The sequence below is a fragment of the Amycolatopsis ponsaeliensis genome, from assembly GCF_030182635.1.
In the GTDB taxonomy this organism is placed as follows: domain Bacteria; phylum Actinomycetota; class Actinomycetes; order Mycobacteriales; family Pseudonocardiaceae; genus Amycolatopsis; species Amycolatopsis ponsaeliensis.
Genome location: NZ_JAPZLD010000024.1, coordinates 55,502 through 71,348 on the forward strand (window position 1 = coordinate 55,502; position 15,847 = coordinate 71,348).

A 15,847-nucleotide genomic window follows, 5' to 3' on the forward strand; every position below is an offset into this window, starting at 1 on the left:
TGCTCGGACACAGCACCCCCGCTCCCCGCCAATGTGGCGACCATCCTCGCCCCGTCAGGTAAGGCAACTACGTCATGTTCCAAGATCTGCAGAGCCAGTTTCTGGGCAGCACCATCGGCGGCCTGGTAGCCGGCTCCATCTACGCCCTCATCGCCCTGGGCTACACGATGGTCTACGGCGTCCTGCGGCTGATCAACTTCGCGCACTCGGAAATCTTCATGATCGGGACGATGACGTCCCTGTTCATCCTCATCGCCATCGCCGGTGGCACCGCCCCGATCACCGTCGGCGTGCTCGGGATGATCGGCATCCTCCTGCTCATCGCGGTCTCCTCGGCGGCCGTGTCCGGTGGTTCGGCCATCGTGCTGGAGCAGCTGGCCTACCGGCCGCTGCGCAAGAAGGGCGCGACCCGGCTCGCCGCCCTGATCTCCGCGATCGGCGCCTCCCTGTTCCTGCAGGAGCTGTTCGGCCTCTTCGTCATCCCCGCGCTGTCGGACAAGGCGGGCAAGGTCCAGCAGAACGCACCCCGGTTCGTGCCGCACGAGGAGCTCTTCCGGATCGGCAACGGCGTCGTGCGCACCGACCACGTCTTCGTCGTCATCGCCGCCGTCGTCGTGATGGTCGTGCTCGACCAGCTGGTCAGCCGCACGCGCATCGGCCGCGGCATCCGGGCGACCGCCCAGGACCCCGAAGCCGCCGTGCTCATGGGCGTCAGCATCGACCGCATCGTCCGGATCACGTTCCTGCTCGGCGGGGCCATGGCCGGCGTCGCCGCGGCGCTCTACGTCATGGAATACGAGAACACCGACTACCGGGTCGGCTTCCTGCTCGGCATCAAGGCGTTCACCGCGGCCGTGCTCGGCGGCATCGGCAACCTGCGCGGTGCGCTCCTCGGCGGCATCGTGCTGGGCCTGGTCGAGAACTGGAGCTCGATCTTCCTCGGCTCCGAGTGGAAGGACGTCACCGCGTTCGTGGTCCTCGTCCTCGTGCTCATGCTCCGGCCCACCGGCATCCTCGGTGAATCCCTGCAGCGGGCACGCGCATGAAAGGCGACGGAGTGGCAGACAACGACAAAACCCCGGCGCACAAGGGTTTTCACCCCATCGACGGCATGCGTGACTGGTGGGCCGACGCGCCGCACTGGCAGCGTTACGCCGTCTACCTCGCCGCGATCGTGTTCACGCTGATCCTGCCCGCGCCGTGGATCGGGGCGTTCATGTCCCCGTACTCGGACTGGACGACGGTGCTGATCTTCCCGGTCGGCACGTACATCCTGCTGGCGGTCGGCCTCAACATCGTCGTCGGGCACGCGGGCATGCTGGACCTCGGGTACGTGGCGTTCTTCGCGATCGGCGCGTACACGTGGGCGTCGATCGGCACGAGCTACGGCTGGTCGTTCTGGCCGACGGTGGTGCTGGGCATCTTCCTGGCCTCGGTCTCCGGCGTGATCCTCGGCGCACCAACACTTCGATTACGCGGCGACTACCTGGCGATCGTCACCTTGGGCTTCGGTGAGATCGTCCGGATCACGGCGAACAACACCGACGGCATCGGCGGCGCGCGCGGCATCACGAACGTCCCGCACCCCGAGCCGCTGTTCGGCATGGAGTTCTTCCTCGACCCGGCGCCGTACTACTACCTGATGGTCGTCGCGATCGTGCTCGTCATCGTCTTCTCGGTGCGGCTCACCAAGAGCCGGGTCGGGCGGGCGTGGGCGGCGATCCGCGAGGACGAGGACGCTGCCGAGCTGATGGGCGTGCCGACGTTCAAGTTCAAGCTGCTCGCCTTCGCCATCGGCGCCATGATCGGCGGGTTCGCCGGCACGATCTACGCGAGCAAGGCCGTGTTCATCGAGCCGAACAACTTCCCGTTCATCCTGTCCGCGACCATCCTGGCCGCGGTGGTGCTCGGCGGCTCGGGCAACCTCCCCGGCGTCATCCTCGGCGCGTTCGTGATCGCCTGGCTGCCGGAGCGCTTCCGGCAGTTCAACGACTACCGCGTGCTCATCTTCGGTGCCGTGCTGGTGCTGATGATGGCGCTGCGGCCGGAGGGCCTGCTGCCGTCGCGGCAGCGCAAGGCCGAACTACGGGAAGGAACCGGCGGCATGGGCGCCCTGGGCGCGGAAGTGGCCGGCCCCGACTCCGAGGCTTCGGCGGAGGTGACGAAGTGAGCGCACTGCTCGAATTCGACAACGTGACCATGCGCTTCGGCGGTGTCACGGCGTTGCGCGAGGTCAACCTCAGCATCAACGAGGGCGAGATCTTCGCCCTGATCGGGCCGAACGGCGCCGGCAAAACCACGGTGTTCAACGTGGTCACCGGCGTCTACCAGCCGACCGAGGGCGAGGTCCGCTTCGACGGCGACCGCATCGACGGCATGAAGCGGTTCAAGGTCACCAAGCGCGGCATCGCCCGGACGTTCCAGAACATCCGGCTGTTCCACAACATGTCGGCGCTGGAGAACGTCATGGTGGGCGTCGACGCGCACCACAAGACGGGCGCGATCGGCGCGACGCTCGGCCTGCCGTGGCACCGCAAGGAAGAGAAGCACGGGCGGGAGCGGGCACGCGAGCTGCTCGACTTCGTCGGTATCGGCGGGGTCGAGCACAACGTCGCGAAGAACCTCTCCTACGGCGACCAGCGTCGCCTGGAGATCGCGCGGGCGCTCGCCACCGACCCGAAGCTGCTGCTGCTCGACGAACCGGCCGCGGGCATGAACCCGGCGGAGAAGAACGCCCTGCAGGCGCTGATCCGCAAGATCCGGGACGACGGCCGCACGGTGCTGCTCATCGAGCACGACATGGGCCTGGTCATGCACATCAGCGACCGGCTGGCGGTGCTCGACTTCGGGCAGAAGATCGCAGAAGGGCTGCCGCACGAGGTGCAGAACAACCAGAAGGTGATCGAGGCTTATCTGGGGGTGTCCGAAGATGCTTCTTGAGGTCGAGGACATCAACGTCCACTACGGCAAGATCGCGGCCCTGAAGGGCATGAGCATCCAGGTCGACGAGGGTGAGATCGTCTCCCTCATCGGGGCCAACGGCGCCGGCAAGACCACGACGCTCAAGACGATCTCCGGGCTGCGGCCGCTGACCAGCGGCCGGATCGTGTTCAACGGCCAGGACATCTCGAAGACCCCGGGGCACAAGCGCGTGCTGCTCGGGATCGGCCAGTCGCCGGAAGGCCGGGGCGTGTTCCCCGGCATGACGGTGCAGGAGAACCTCCTGATGGGTGCCTACACCCGCAAGGACGACCTCCAGGCCGACCTCGACGAGGTCTACGAGCTGTTCCCCCGGCTCGCGGAGCGGAAGACCCAGTTCGGCGGCACGATGTCGGGCGGTGAGCAGCAGATGATCGCCATCGGCCGCGCGCTGATGACGAAGCCGAAGGTGCTGCTGCTCGACGAGCCGTCGATGGGCCTGGCGCCGATGCTGATCGCGCAGATCTTCGACATCATCCGCGAGATCAACAAGCGCGGGACGACGGTGCTGCTGGTGGAGCAGAACGCCCAGCAGGCGCTGAAGCTGTCGGACCGGGCGTACGTGCTCGAGACGGGCCGCGTGGTCCAGAGCGCCCGCGGGGCCGACCTGCTGAACGACCCGAAGGTGCGGGCCGCCTACCTCGGTGGCGACCTGGGCGTCTGAGATTGCTTTTCGGGGGCCCGGCTTCGTGCCGGGCCCCCTTTTCATAACTTGATGTCGGTGCCGTCGACGTTCTTCATGTCGGAGATCGTGGGGCCGCCGAAGGCCCTCAGCGTCACGGGTTTGGTGTCCTTGGGGATGTCCCAGTAGAGGTCGAACTCGACGCGCACGCTGTGCCCGAGGTCGAACTGGCCGGGCTGGCGCTTGATCAGCATGGCCTGCTCGTCCGGCGGGTGGGTGGCGCCCTTGTCGTCGACGAGCAGCTGGCGTTTCGGGTCGAACAGGACGCTGGACGTGCCCGTGTTGGTGATCACGAGCCGGAGCCGGACGAACTGGCCCTTGGCGGGCATCTCCGTGTGGCTGCCGGTGATGCTGGGCAGGCCCGCGGCGAGGCCGATCAGGGTGAACTCGGTGTCGCCGTTCTTCGCGGGCGGCACCTTGAGGGCGGTTTCGTCGGGCCGGACCTGACGCGGGGGCAGCTCGTAGGTCGCCGGCGCGGGAGTGCTCGGCGCGGCGGCTTCGCAACCGGCCAGGAGTGTGAGGGCAACGACGGCCGGCAGCAGTTTCACCTGGGTGATTCTGCCGCCGACCGCCGTTCCAGGCTAGCTTCCGATACTTTCGACGACGGCCTCGGCGACGGCCTTCATGGTGGTCCGGCGGTCCATGGCGGTGCGCTGGATCCAGCGGAAGGCATCGGGCTCGGTGAGGCCTTGCCGGCTCATGAGCAGGCCCTTGGCGCGGTCGATGACCTTCCGCGTCTCGAGCCGGTCGGTGAGCCCGGCGACCTCCGCCTCGAGGGCCTGCAGCTCGGAGAACCGGCTGACGGCGAGCTCGATGGCGGGCACGAGGTCCCGCTTGGCGAAGGGTTTGACGAGGTAGGCCATGGTGCCGGCGTCACGAGCGCGTTCGACGAGATCCCGCTGGCTGAAGGCGGTGAGGATGACGACGGGCGCGATCCGGTCACCGGTGATCTTGGCCGCGGCCTCGATCCCGTCCAGCTTGGGCATCTTGACGTCGAGGATCACGAGATCGGGCTTGAGGTCGGTGGCGAGCGAGATGGCCTGCTCGCCATCCCCGGCCTCCCCGACGACCTCATAGCCCTCTTCGCGCAGCATTTCGACGAGGTCCAGCCGGATGAGCGCCTCGTCTTCCGCGACGAGCACCCGACGCTGCGGCACGGTGGCGGCACCGTTGGCCTCGGTAGCCTGATCGGTCACCGGGGTCCTCCTGAAGACTCGGCGGGACGTGGGTCTTCGCGGCTTCCCGCGAACCTGAAGCCTACCGGGAACGATCCAGAAGAAGAGATGGCGTTCACCACGTAGTGGCGGGCGCGACACTCACCGCCCCGGTAACTCGGTGGACTCGGTGATCCCGTAGAGTCACTGCGTCGCGCCCCCGTAGCCCAACTGGCAGAGGCAACGGATTCAAAACCCGTCCAGTGTGAGTTCGAATCTCACCGGGGGCACGATCCAGAACCCCACCGGCACGCCCCTCGGGCGTCCCTTGCGGGTTCATCTGGTCGCCAATCCTCTCTGCTGCGCCCGCCACTTGGATGACCTGGTCAGCGGGCAGGGTGATGGTCATTGTCGCATGCTCGCCCTCGTCGTGGACCTGGACACTGAGCTGAACCACCTCGAAGAGGGTCCTCAGTAGATCCTCCGGCGCCTTCGCAAGGTTCACCGCCAGGAACGGCAGCGCGTCAAGGAGCGACAACGCATCGGCGCTCGGCTTGTCGGGCTGTGCTCCGGCCGACTCATCGACGGCTGCCAATTTCGCGGCCAGATCCGCGCGCTGGGTCTCGAGGTCGTTGTACCGCCCTCGCAGAGCCTTCGTGAACGCGTCGTCAGGGTCTCCGTTCATCGCTTGCTCAAGGACTGACTCTTGCTTCTTGACAAGACCGTCCATGGCCTTCTGCAGCTGCGTACGCTGAACGTCGCGCTCGTCGGCCTCGCCGGTGTCCATGCCGGCCAACTGGGCATCGAGGATTGCTCGCCGGTCCGGCCCGAAGACGCGGTCGGCGAGGAAGACAGCAACGGCGTCGAGGAGCGCGTCTTCGCGCAAGTAGAGCGTCTTCGGGTGGCCTAGGTAGGTGTCCGGCCGGCCGCGGTTGTTGTTGTTCGGGCGGCATAGGTAGTAGGCGCGTTCGTGGCGGACTTCGCCGACCATGCGACGGCCGCACGGGCAGTACACCTTGCCGCGAAACAGATAAGTTCGCTTCGTCTGAGGATGCGAGTTCAGCGCGTTGCTCGCGCGGGACCGCTGCTTGGTCTTCCTACGGCCGATGAGCTCGTCATACATCCACTTCGGAATGAGTGGCTCGTGGGCGGGCTCGGGCGACCAGACCCACTTGACCGGGTCGTTGTGCTTGCCCCGGCCCGACCTGGTGGCACGGCGGTTGTACACCTGGTAGCCCGTGTACTTCGGGTTCCGGAGAATGTCGTTGATGCTCGACCTGCTCCAGCACCCCCTAGCCCGGCGCCCACCAGGCGGACTCGGCGGCGGGTGCTTCACGAGGTCTTGGTTGAGCAAATCTGCGATGACGTCGGTACCCAAATGGTCGTAGTAGACCCAGGCTGCGATCTGCGTCACAGTCTCGCCGCAAGGTCCGTCCGGCTCGAGGCGGGTCTTCGTGATTCCCTTCGAGGCTTTCGCCGGGTTCGGGTGCCGAAAGGTCTTGGCCTTGTAGCCGTAGCAGGGCTTGCCGATGTTCCAGCCCTCGCGCACGTGGGTGCAGAGGCCACCCCAGGACTGCTCGAGGGTGTTCAGGACTTCGTACTCGGCGACCGACTGGTTGATCCGGCGCTGGAGGATCCGCTGGGCTCGGCTGCCCGAGACGCTGATGGTCTCGTTCGCCGCGAACAGCGAGACCTCGCACCGCTCAAGGTCTCGTTCGACCGAGAGTCCTTCGTAAGCCCGGCGCGCGACCCGCGAGATGTTCTCGCAGATGACGACGTCGAATCTCCGGTCCGGTCTCGCCGCCTCGTCGAGAAGGTCCGCGATACCGCCGTCGCGAGCGATCGGGATGTCGAAGCGGTCGTAGTGGTCACCGCGGCCACGGCGGTCGAGATCCATCCGGCCCGATTCGACGTCGTAGAAGTGCGCGACGAGGACCCAGGATTCGGGCAAGGCGGTCTTGGAGTTGCCCAACTGGCGCAGGATCGACTGCCGTGGGTCTTGCTGTTCCTCTGTGGACGTCCGACCCAGGAAGGCAACGCGGACCTCGTCGCGCAGCAAGGCAAGGGGCATGCCGAGGGGCGAGACAGCGTGGTCGGAGAGTCCCGACGGCCCCGAGACACCGGGGCCGCGGTCTCGCTGGCCGAAGCCGCTCAGGCCGGGAGCCAGCGGGTTGACGTGCACTCGATCGTATGAAGTCATGACGGGTCAGGTGTCCTCAGCAGACTCAGCGGGACGCGCGTCCGCAGCCCAGCGAAGGAGGTCTGCCGATACGCGAGCAAGTCGGGAGCGCAGGTTTTCTGCGCTTGCGCCGTGAATGAGCTCGACACGACCGCTGAAACAGCAGGTTTCGCCGCGTGAGCGTTCCCTACCGTAACACGATTTGGACACAGTCTGCCTCGGCGGCATTGTGGACCCTGCGTCGCGCCGCTGCATCTGAACCTTTGACTTGTCGACCTTTTCATCCACCGAGACCTACCCCGAGACTTTGACCGAGACCAACGAGACTCACCGATCAACGGCCGAAACATCGCGAGACCCATCAGAGAGTGAAGCTCTTCTTCGAGACAAGCAGTAAATGTGTGGCTGTTCATTCGCCGAGACCAACGGCAGGCGCATACCCTATCGACACTCGTAACAACAACTGGTCTCGCGACGACTGACGCAGGGCAGAAGTCCGCACATCAGGTCTCACAGACTTGCCGGAGGCGCGATGCCCACGGATCAGATCTTCATCAAGACCAACCGCTTCCTCTTCGGCAGGTGGGATTCCTGGCCAGACTGATATCCGGCCTTGTCGTGATGATCGGCACCCGCTACTGGCCGTTCGACCACGACCCGGATGGTTGGGCGGGGCTCGGCCAGTGGTTCGGTGGTCTTGGAGCGTTCTTCGCAGCCTGGGCCGCCCTTCGCATCTCACGAAAGGAAACCACTCGTGAGAACCGGCGAGAATTGGAACAAGCGCGGGTGCAAGCGTTCTACGTCAAGGTGTCGCAGATGCAGGTCGCAGACCAAGGCGTCCGGGTGCAGATCGAGAACCGGGGCCAATCACCGATAATCGCGGTCGATGTTGCTGTGATCCATATTCACTCGCCGCAGGAAGAACGCAGAGTTCCGTGCAGAGCGACTGGCGGAAAGCGCTCGGTTCTCCTGCAAGAGGACGCGCCCTGGGAGCCGTGGACCTGGCCTGATGACGGCCAAAAACAGGAAACGATAGCCGATATGGAGGCCAGCGGCGGCAACACGGAGATCGAGGTCGTCTTCGAGGATGTCGGCGGAACGAAATGGCGGCGCATCGGCTCCCGGCCGCTCGAACAGGTACGTTCCTGAACTCAACGTCGACGCAGCGAGTTCGTCAGCCAGGCCGCAAAGCGGTCACCAGCTGAGTCGTCTCTACGTCAAGTTTGATGTCGAGCGAGGCTGAGATCGACCTCAACCTATCCCCGATTTCACGCACCGCGACCGTGTTGCCGGCGCAGTGCTCGGTTCGGATCAGGTCTCGGTAGAGAAGTTCGCTCACCGGGTCGGCCAGAAGTCCGCGGACAGCTGCCCGGCGCGCGGTGGTCAGGTCGCCGGCGTCGCAGCTGGCGGCGGCCAGAGCGTGGGCAACCTCAACGACGGCGTCGATCATCTCTCGCTGGATCCACGAACTCCACGCGTACCGGTCTGAGGGCACGTTGCTCAGTGGAAGACCCGAGACGAGCTCCATCGCCTCTTTCAGCTGGTCGACCGAGGTCTCGGGGTCTGCGAGACCGCGGCGAGACAAGTCTCGGAACTGGTCCCAGTCGGTCTCAAAGGAGTCCGAGAGGCGGTAGCCGCCTCGTCTCGCGTCGACGTTCGGGAGGTACAGCTCACCGTCGGCGTCTCGGCCGAGCCAGGTCCGCAGGCGTGAGATGTAGCCCTGGCGAGTCGCTGCCGACCACGGCGCAGTGTCCGTGCCGAGCTGCCGTGAGATCTCGTCCGCGTTCGCTCCGGGGTGGAGGCTGAGGAAGGCCGCCAGCTCGGTCAGCCGGTTGATCTTCTTCGCCTCGACGGCCGCGGGGTCGACGCCGATCAGGCTGACCGGGCCGAGCAACCTGATCGCGGGGGCCGGGTCCTCGTGGGCGACAGCGGGAGGTGAGGGCGTCGGCTCGGGTTGAGGTCCCGGTTCAGCGTGGCCCGCGGTGAGCCGGGTGACCTGGTCGGGCCTCAGCCGTTGCAGTTCGACGCCCATGTCGAGCTCGTCGATGAAGGTGCGACCGATTCCGGCATCCAGGCTCCAAGCCCCCGGGAGGGCTTTGCTGTCCGGGACGACCGTCACGATCGCGGCGACTCGCTCATCTAGGGCTGCGAGGTCGCCGAGCTGAGCGTGGCTGACCGGCTCAGCCGAAAAGATCACGGAGCGACAAGGTTCGGTCGCCACGGTCTGGAGAGCTTCGCTCCAATTCTCGGCGAATCGGGCTTGGTCGGCGTTGCAGGCGGCGGTGCGCTTGCCTGTTCCGATGAGGATGATCTTGATGTCGCTGGTCCAGCAGGCCGAGAGAAGGTCCCACGTCATCGCGGCCAGCACCGCGCCGGTGTCCTCCAGATCGCCTCGGAGCGTGATCAGGCCCGCCTGCTCGAGGTTGGCCAGCACCAACTCGCTCTCACTCGTATAGCCCAGGGAGACCAGGGCTGGATAAGGAGCGAGGTCTTCGTCCACCTCGGACGCACTCGGCTGCTCGCTCAACAGCCACTCGGTCTCCGTCAGGGCGGTGAACGGGCGGATGACTTCGGCGGTTCGCGCAAGCCGGAGGCGAATCCCGTTTGCTCCGATGCTTGCCCCAGCGACCGCGGGCAACTTGGAGCCGTGTCGACGAGCGTTGCAGGCCATCGCTCGCAGCGCGCGGTCGAGCTGCTGCACTGACGGCGTTTCGACGACGGCCTGCTGACGCACACGCCCGCGCCGCGCGGACATCAGCAGGAGCAAAGAGGCCACCAGCACTCCCCCGGCGCCGGCGAGCAGCGCAGGCGTCACGCCACTGTCTTGCTCGCCAGCGGGCACGGCCTCGCCGGGACGTGGCGCCGCAGGCGGGACAGCAGCTACGGGGCGAGGCGTGGCCGGCGTGTGCACCGTAGCCGGAGTTGGTGGCGCGCTCAGAGTGGGCTTCGGGTCATGACCCGGCAGCTGGAGGACGTCGCCGGGGCGCAACTGGTCCGGGCTGTTAAGCGAGTGTCCGGACGGCTGCGTGCGGTCTCGGTTGAGGGCGAAGATCTCCCGATAGCGGTGAGCGTCGCCGAGCCGGTCGCGGGCGATCTCGGACAGCGTCTGGCCGGGCCGGACGGTGACCTCGTCGGATGCGGGCATCTGGAGAACCCACCCGGGCTTCAGCAGGCCTGGGGCGCGAAGCGCGCCGCCGCCGGCCTGCGGAACTCCGCGGTTGAGCTCGTAGACCTCGCGGTAGCGATCCGCGTCGCCGAGTTCGGCTGCGGCGATCGAGCTGAGGTTGTCGCCGGTGACGACGATGTGAGGCGGCGCCTCGACGGCTTCAGCCGTGGCTGTACCGGCCAGCAGGAGGAGCAGTACTCCGGCGGCGAGGCGCTGAGCCCAGCCGAAGCCCGGCAGCCGCAGAGCGTGTGTCCCGCGAAGGGCCGCTGCGGCTTCGACTCCGAAGGCGACGAGCAGCTGCAGCCATGCGACCAGGCCGACGCCGACCAGCAGCAGGAGAAACAGGCTGCCGTCGTCGCGAGTGGTCAGCCACATGAAAACGTCGCCGAACCGGTCCGGCAGGTACGCGGCACGGAACTGCCACAGTGCAGCAGGCGGGCCCGCGATCAAGGCGCTGATCGCCGCGAGTCCGGCGAGGGTTCGGAGTGTGGTGCGCATGGTGTGCTCCTCTCGGCTCAGTCCGCCGAGACGAGGACGGCGGCACCGTGGCCGTGAACGGTGAACTCGGCAATCCCGACGGAACCGAGGAAGATCGTGGTGCGGGTGATGACGGTGTCAACGACGACCTCGTGCTCGTCGGCGTGCGCGATGCCGGTGGCGCCGGACGTCGCGATGTACCGCTGTGCCTCCGCTTCGGCGACGGCCGGCTCGACGGCAGCGTCGGTGCCGTGGGCGAGCGCACGGACGCGCAGGGCCTGCGCACCCGCGCGGGCGGCTTCTTCGGCGATCGCCGTCGCCTGCGAGTAGGCCAGACCTTTGCGTGTCCCGTCGATGGCGAAGCCGAGTGCAGTGAGCAGTGCGAGGCAGAGGCCGAGGATCAGCACCGATGTGGAGCCGCGCTCGTCGCGGAGGACGTTCATGGTCGTGCGCCGTAGCGGTCGATCGGCGAGCGGAACTGCGCCTGCAGCGTTTTCGTGCCGCCGATGCCGGGAATCGCGAGGTCATCGAGCGGAACGTCGCAGGTGATCGTCGCGACGACGTATCCGGTTTCGCCCAGGGACTTCGCGAAGTCGGCGACATCGACTACAACGTCCAGGCTGCTGCAGGTCAGATGCTGTTCGGCCAGGACCGCGCGGCCGCGGCGGTCGGCGGCCACCGATGCGGCTTGGCCGTCGCGGGCGATCGACGCTGCGCGGGCGGCCGAGCGGGCGGCTTCGTCGATCGACGCGTCGGCGACCAGCACGCGCACGCCGACCAGCCCCAGACCAAGGAGCAGGAATAGCGCGGTCACGCCGATCGCCGTCTCGACGGTGATGTCCCCGCGTTCGTCGCCGGTCATGGCTCGAGCCGCTCGACCGGGCCGGACGCCGTCTGGCTGATCGGGAATCGGGCGAAGGGCACCAGCGAGGTGGCTTCGCCGGTGACGGTCACGGTGACGCGCTCGTCATCGCTGCTCGCGCCTGCATGCGCGTTCGACAGCCAGGTGCCGGTGGCATTGCGGGCGTACGTCTCGGCGGCCGACGATGCGGCTGCCAGATCCGCCGGCGGCAGCCGGGCTGAGTGCACGCCGTCCCGCGCTGCCTCCAGTGCGACGCCGCGGCCGAGCAGGACGACGGCGATCTGGATGCCGGCCCAGGCGACGAGCAGGATCGCGCTGTAGATGATCGCGGCGGCGACGTTGTCGTCGCCGCGTTCGCCGCGCATCAGTGGCCTCCGATCAGCGGGAGCTTTCCGTTGACGAAGGCGGTGATGCCGGCGCCGATGAGCGTCGCGACGGTGATGCCGAGCGCGGCGTAGAACGCCTTGGTGATGTTCTCGTCCCCTCGCTCGCCCTCGCGGGTGAACTGACCGGCCCGGTCTCGGACGGCGAGCCAGAGCTTCAGAGCGATGGTGTTGATCATGTTGTTCTCCTGTTCAGACGTGGAGCATCAGGTAGATCCCGGGGAAGGCGAGGAAGCCGATAAAGGCCAGGCCCAGCAGAGCGAGGGGCATGTCCATGCGGTCGGAGCGGACCGACGCGCCGGTCTTGCGGGAAGCCAGCTGCTGCTGGGTCATCGACGCGGCCTTGGCGCGGAGGGTGTCGGCGATGCTGGCGCCGTCGTGGCCGGCGCTGGCGATGATCTGGCCGATGTCCTTTAGCTCGCGGACGCCAGCCGTCTCGGCGAGTTCGATGAGGCCGTCCCAGGGCATCCGGCCGCGCAGCACCGCCTCGTCGATGGCGAGCCTGATCCGTTCGAACGCCCAGCCGGACCCGAGCGTCGCCGGGTAGCGCAGGGCTTCGGCCGGGCCGCGGTCGCCGAGCCTGCCCAGTGCGACCAAGCGGCAGTACGCCGCCAGCGCGGTCGTGAACGTCGTCCGGGCGCGCTGGACCTTGGCCTTCAGCAAGACCGCTGGGAGCTGCCAGCCGAGCAGAGCAGCACCCAGGGAAGCTGCTCCGGACAGGAACACCGGCGGCGCCGCGCCGAACACGGCCAGCAGCGTCGCCAGGAGCGGGATCCCCAGGGCACCGCCGAGCAGAAGGCCGACGCGCTGCAGCACGAAGTTCTCACGCGATTGACCGACCAGTTCCAGGTCCGCCGGCAACGCGGCGAGGTGCCACCGCTCAGCGTGCCGCACGACCACACCAGCGAGACCGAGTCCGGTTGATGCGGCCACACGGTCATGGAGGATGTCCGCCAGTCGTGGCCGTGTCGGCGCGAACGCGGCGACGAGGAGCGTCACGCCCACCGAAGCGACGATCGCCGCGAGAATGATGATGGCCTGAGCGGTCATGTCCGCTCCTTCAGCGTCAGGAACCGCTCGGCACGGGGTTCGAGTCCGAGCCGGCGCAGCCACACGACAGCCAGACCGACGACACCCAGGATCACGGCGAGGACGATCTGACCACCGGTGCTGTCGTAGACCGAGGTGTAGCTGGAGCTGCCGAAGATCGCGAAGCCGATGAACATCGCGCACCACAGGCCGAGCAAGATCCTCGCCGCGGATCGGCGACGCGCGCGTTCAGCTTCGGCGTCCCGGCGGGCAGCGACGTCGTCGGCGATCTGGCGCGCCAAAGTCCGCAACAGGTCGACCACGCCGCTTCCCTGGGTGTAGGCGACGCACAGACCTGCTGCCGCGGCGTCGGCGACTTCGTCGTCCAGATCGTCGGCGAGGCTCAGCAGCGCCTTCGGGACGTTCCAAGTCCGCAGGCGCTGCGCGAGCGTCGTGACCTCGCCGGCGATCGCAGGCGGCGCGTCGGACGCGGAGCTCTGTAGTGCGCCGACGAGTCCTGCACTGCCTGCCTGCAGGACGTCGGCGAGGCCGCGGAGCCAGTCGGCCAGCGCCTCCAGTCGCTCGATGCGCTGTGCCGCGGCCTGCCCGGCGCCGAACAGCCACGGCCACAGGAAGACCAGGGCGGCGACAGCGAGCCCGGCGACTGGCCAACCACTCGCCAGCCAGGTACCCGCGCCAAGACCCGCGGCCACACCGCCGCGCGGCGAACCGCAACGGTCGGGCCGCCACCGGCGAGCCGGGCGGAAAGTCGGCCGCTGCGGTTCGTCGCGGCCAGCGACCCCCGCGACGACCAGGGTCACCGCGAAGCCGCCGAGCAGGACAGCGGCAGCCAAGATCAGCTCATTCATGGCGCGCTCCATCCGCCGTCGCCGCTCGAGGTCAGCCAGGCCCGGTCGAACCCGCCGCGCTCGTAGTCGGCGAGGTCGGTCGGCAGGTTGCCGGTGGGCTGGCCCCGTCCGCCGTCAGGCCCGGGCTTGAATACGTGAGTGCGCGCGGGTTTGCCGTACTCGCCGGGCTCGATGGAGACGATCTCGGCGACGTGCCGGTCCAAGCGGTCCTGCTGCTGGACCAGGTCGACGTGCACGATCAGGTCGATCGTGTTGGCGACGAGCTCGTAGGCGAATTCCGGTGTCCACGCCGTGTTCGCCTCGAGGCACAGCAGGACCATGCGGTGCACAGCCTGCGCGGCGCTGCGTGCGTGCACAGTGGACAGTGAGCCGGCGCCGCCTGAGGAGAGGGCGTTCAGCATCGGGATGATCTCGTTCCCGCGTACCTCCCCCACGACAGTCCGGGCGGTGTGCATCCGCAGCGACTGCCACACGAGCCGGGAGAGGTCGACGCCGCCGACCAGCGTGCCGTTGCGGGACCGCTCGGAGTTGCCTTCGCGTTCCTCGAACGCGATGACGGCCGGGAAGCGATCGCGATGCCGGTGCAGCCCCAGTTCGAACTCGGTCTCGAGCGTCGCAAAACGTTCCGCGGGCGGGATTTCCCAGCAAAGGGCTCGCAGCAGCGTGGTCTTGCCGGCCTTCTGCCGCCCGCAGATGACGACGTTCTTTTCCGCGCGCACGGCGGCGCGCAGGAGCATCAACTGCGCGGCCGAGATCATGCCTCGCCGACGCAGCTCCTCGAGCCCGGCGTTCGGCAGTCGGTGCCGGCGGATCGAGACGTGCGGGCGGTCCGTGACTCCGATGGCCGCGGCGAGCCGCTCCCCGCCGGGGAGTTCCATGTTCAGCAGGGGGCGAGCGTCGTTGATGGTTTGCTCGGTGCGGCCCATCCGGGCTGCGGTGCGCTGCAGCCACTGGACTACCTCGGCGTCGGTGGCCGCGATGCGTGGACCGCGGGTGACCCGGCCGTCGTCGTGGGACAGCCACGCGGGCTCGTTGCCGATGATATCGATGTTCTCGATGCGCTCGTCGGCCAAGAGCTGGTCCAAGCCGCCCAGGCCGAACATCTCCGCGAGTACGGCCTGCTTGACGACCAGCTCTTCGCGGGCGTCCAAGAACCGCTGGCCTGAGCCGGCCCAGTCCTTGCCGACCGCGGCCAGCACACCGTCGACCAGTTCCTCAGCCACCTCCCGCTCCGAGCGAGACTGCCGAGCGGCCTCCTGCTGGACCAGCGGCGCGAGCTGCTGCTGCGCGCGCATGACGAGTTCGTCAACGGACATGCCGCACCGCCCGCCGGCCGATCTCCTCCGCGGCCTTGCGCGCGGTGGTCAGCAGCGGCGAGGTCTCGAATCGCCGACCCGGTCGGTGCAGGTTCGTGAACTGCGCCGCGCCGGCCGGATCCCATGGGAGCCAGCCGGCCATCGGCACGCCTTCGGCGGCGAACTGGTCGGCGATCTCCCGGTGCGGGAACCGCTGGTGAGTGCGCGGATCGGGATCGACGACCAAGAGCGCCAAGTCATCGCCGGCCCGGCCAGTCTCCTCGCGCAGAACTTCCAGCGAGCTCGCTAGCTTGCGCAGCGAGCTGCGGGAGTTGGTGACGACCAGGACCAGCAGCGCCGCGCCGGTGATCACGGCATACGGTGCGCCGCCGGCTCGGACGCGGCCGCAGTCGGCGAGCACGTCGACGGTCTCCAGTTCGACGAACAGGTCGGTGAGCCGTCGCCAATCCAGGCTCTCGGCTTCCTGCGGCGATCGCGCTCCGGGGAGTACCTGGTGGCGCGCGGTGCCGTCGGGCAGGACGAGCAGCTGGCTGGACATCGCCCGGTGCAAGGGCATCGAACGCGCCTGCGCCAAGACCTCGAAGACGCTCGGACGGCCGTGGCTGCCGTCGGGGTCGAAGACGTCCAGCGCCTGGGCGCCAGTCGGGTCGCATTCGGCCATGACGGCGTGCCGGGGCCAGACCCAGGTCAGGGCCGACACAGCCGTCGAAACACCTGGGCTGCCCTGCAGGGACACGAACGCGATCAGCAT

Annotated in this window: 18 protein-coding genes, 1 tRNA gene and 1 pseudogene; 8 read left to right on the top strand and 12 right to left on the bottom strand. The window is 67.8% G+C overall.

The genetic code is table 11. The features are described from left to right. Window positions 1-74 precede the first annotated feature (74 nt). The 4 genes from QQ657_RS31530 to QQ657_RS31545 are packed head-to-tail and all read left to right on the top strand — an operon-like array spanning window position 75 to window position 3,643. Complete coding sequence (locus tag QQ657_RS31530) at window positions 75-1,046, top strand: branched-chain amino acid ABC transporter permease (protein WP_284745912.1); 972 nt, start codon at window positions 75-77, stop codon at window positions 1,044-1,046. Then, a complete protein-coding gene (locus tag QQ657_RS31535) occupies window positions 1,043-2,170 on the top strand; it encodes a branched-chain amino acid ABC transporter permease (RefSeq protein ID WP_350310715.1) in 1,128 nt (375 codons plus the stop codon). Before QQ657_RS31530 ends, QQ657_RS31535 begins: the two co-directional genes overlap by 4 nt. After that, complete coding sequence (locus QQ657_RS31540) at window positions 2,167-2,940, top strand: ABC transporter ATP-binding protein (RefSeq protein WP_284745914.1); 774 nt, start codon at window positions 2,167-2,169, stop codon at window positions 2,938-2,940. Before QQ657_RS31535 ends, QQ657_RS31540 begins: the two co-directional genes overlap by 4 nt. Beyond that, a complete protein-coding gene (locus QQ657_RS31545) occupies window positions 2,930-3,643 on the top strand; it encodes an ABC transporter ATP-binding protein (RefSeq protein ID WP_284745915.1) in 714 nt (237 codons plus the stop codon). Before QQ657_RS31540 ends, QQ657_RS31545 begins: the two co-directional genes overlap by 11 nt. Before the next feature lie 41 nt (window positions 3,644-3,684). Here the strand turns inward: QQ657_RS31545 and QQ657_RS31550 are convergent, their stop codons facing one another. Further along, window positions 3,685-4,209 (bottom strand): DUF4352 domain-containing protein, encoded by a 525-nt coding sequence (locus QQ657_RS31550; RefSeq protein WP_284745916.1) that lies wholly within the window; start codon window positions 4,207-4,209, stop codon window positions 3,685-3,687. 33 nt (window positions 4,210-4,242) lie between these two features. Next, on the bottom strand, window positions 4,243-4,857 hold the full coding sequence (locus QQ657_RS31555) for an ANTAR domain-containing response regulator (protein ID WP_013227937.1): 615 nt from the start codon (window positions 4,855-4,857) through the stop codon (window positions 4,243-4,245). Between the two features lie 174 nt (window positions 4,858-5,031). On the opposite strand from QQ657_RS31555, the gene QQ657_RS31560 reads away from it, so the two are divergent. After that, window positions 5,032-5,105 (top strand) — tRNA-Leu (locus QQ657_RS31560). A gap of 416 nt (window positions 5,106-5,521) precedes the next feature. Then, on the top strand, window positions 5,522-5,725 hold the full coding sequence (locus QQ657_RS31565; RefSeq protein ID WP_284745917.1) for a hypothetical protein: 204 nt from the start codon (window positions 5,522-5,524) through the stop codon (window positions 5,723-5,725). Between the two features lie 3 nt (window positions 5,726-5,728). Here the strand turns inward: QQ657_RS31565 and QQ657_RS56765 are convergent. Continuing rightward, window positions 5,729-6,364, bottom strand: a pseudogene (locus QQ657_RS56765) (recombinase family protein); the annotation flags it as partial. Here QQ657_RS56765 and QQ657_RS31570 point away from each other — a divergent pair. Continuing rightward, complete coding sequence (locus QQ657_RS31570) at window positions 6,365-7,009, top strand: hypothetical protein (protein WP_284745918.1); 645 nt, start codon at window positions 6,365-6,367, stop codon at window positions 7,007-7,009. A gap of 567 nt (window positions 7,010-7,576) precedes the next feature. After that, window positions 7,577-8,143, top strand: a complete 567-nt coding sequence (locus QQ657_RS31575) for a hypothetical protein (RefSeq protein ID WP_284745919.1) — start codon at window positions 7,577-7,579, stop codon at window positions 8,141-8,143. A gap of 25 nt (window positions 8,144-8,168) precedes the next feature. Here QQ657_RS31575 and QQ657_RS31580 read toward each other — a convergent pair whose 3' ends face one another. The 9 genes from QQ657_RS31580 to QQ657_RS31620 are packed head-to-tail and all read right to left on the bottom strand — an operon-like array spanning window position 8,169 to window position 15,847. Beyond that, window positions 8,169-10,658 (bottom strand): LysM peptidoglycan-binding domain-containing protein, encoded by a 2,490-nt coding sequence (locus QQ657_RS31580; protein ID WP_284745920.1) that lies wholly within the window; start codon window positions 10,656-10,658, stop codon window positions 8,169-8,171. Window positions 10,659-10,675: 17 nt separating this feature from the next. Next, window positions 10,676-11,080, bottom strand: coding sequence for a pilus assembly protein TadG-related protein (locus QQ657_RS31585; RefSeq protein WP_284745921.1), 405 nt, complete (start codon window positions 11,078-11,080; stop codon window positions 10,676-10,678). Then, window positions 11,077-11,499, bottom strand: a complete 423-nt coding sequence (locus QQ657_RS31590; protein ID WP_284745922.1) for a TadE/TadG family type IV pilus assembly protein — start codon at window positions 11,497-11,499, stop codon at window positions 11,077-11,079. The genes QQ657_RS31585 and QQ657_RS31590 overlap by 4 nt, the downstream gene beginning before the upstream one ends. Continuing rightward, window positions 11,496-11,864, bottom strand: a complete 369-nt coding sequence (locus QQ657_RS31595; protein WP_284745923.1) for a hypothetical protein — start codon at window positions 11,862-11,864, stop codon at window positions 11,496-11,498. Before QQ657_RS31595 ends, QQ657_RS31590 begins: the two co-directional genes overlap by 4 nt. Continuing rightward, complete coding sequence (locus tag QQ657_RS31600) at window positions 11,864-12,061, bottom strand: hypothetical protein (protein ID WP_284745924.1); 198 nt, start codon at window positions 12,059-12,061, stop codon at window positions 11,864-11,866. The genes QQ657_RS31595 and QQ657_RS31600 overlap by 1 nt, the downstream gene beginning before the upstream one ends. Window positions 12,062-12,074: 13 nt before the next feature. Further along, entirely contained in the window at window positions 12,075-12,932 is an 858-nt protein-coding gene (locus tag QQ657_RS31605) for a type II secretion system protein (protein WP_284745925.1), read from the bottom strand. Beyond that, window positions 12,929-13,780 carry a type II secretion system F family protein gene (locus tag QQ657_RS31610; RefSeq protein WP_284745926.1) on the bottom strand — a complete coding sequence of 284 codons (852 nt, stop codon included), beginning with the start codon at window positions 13,778-13,780 and terminating at the stop codon, window positions 12,929-12,931. Before QQ657_RS31610 ends, QQ657_RS31605 begins: the two co-directional genes overlap by 4 nt. Beyond that, on the bottom strand, window positions 13,777-15,096 hold the full coding sequence (locus QQ657_RS31615) for a TadA family conjugal transfer-associated ATPase (RefSeq protein ID WP_284745927.1): 1,320 nt from the start codon (window positions 15,094-15,096) through the stop codon (window positions 13,777-13,779). Before QQ657_RS31615 ends, QQ657_RS31610 begins: the two co-directional genes overlap by 4 nt. Then, complete coding sequence (locus QQ657_RS31620; protein WP_284745928.1) at window positions 15,086-15,847, bottom strand: MinD/ParA family ATP-binding protein; 762 nt, start codon at window positions 15,845-15,847, stop codon at window positions 15,086-15,088. The genes QQ657_RS31615 and QQ657_RS31620 overlap by 11 nt, the downstream gene beginning before the upstream one ends.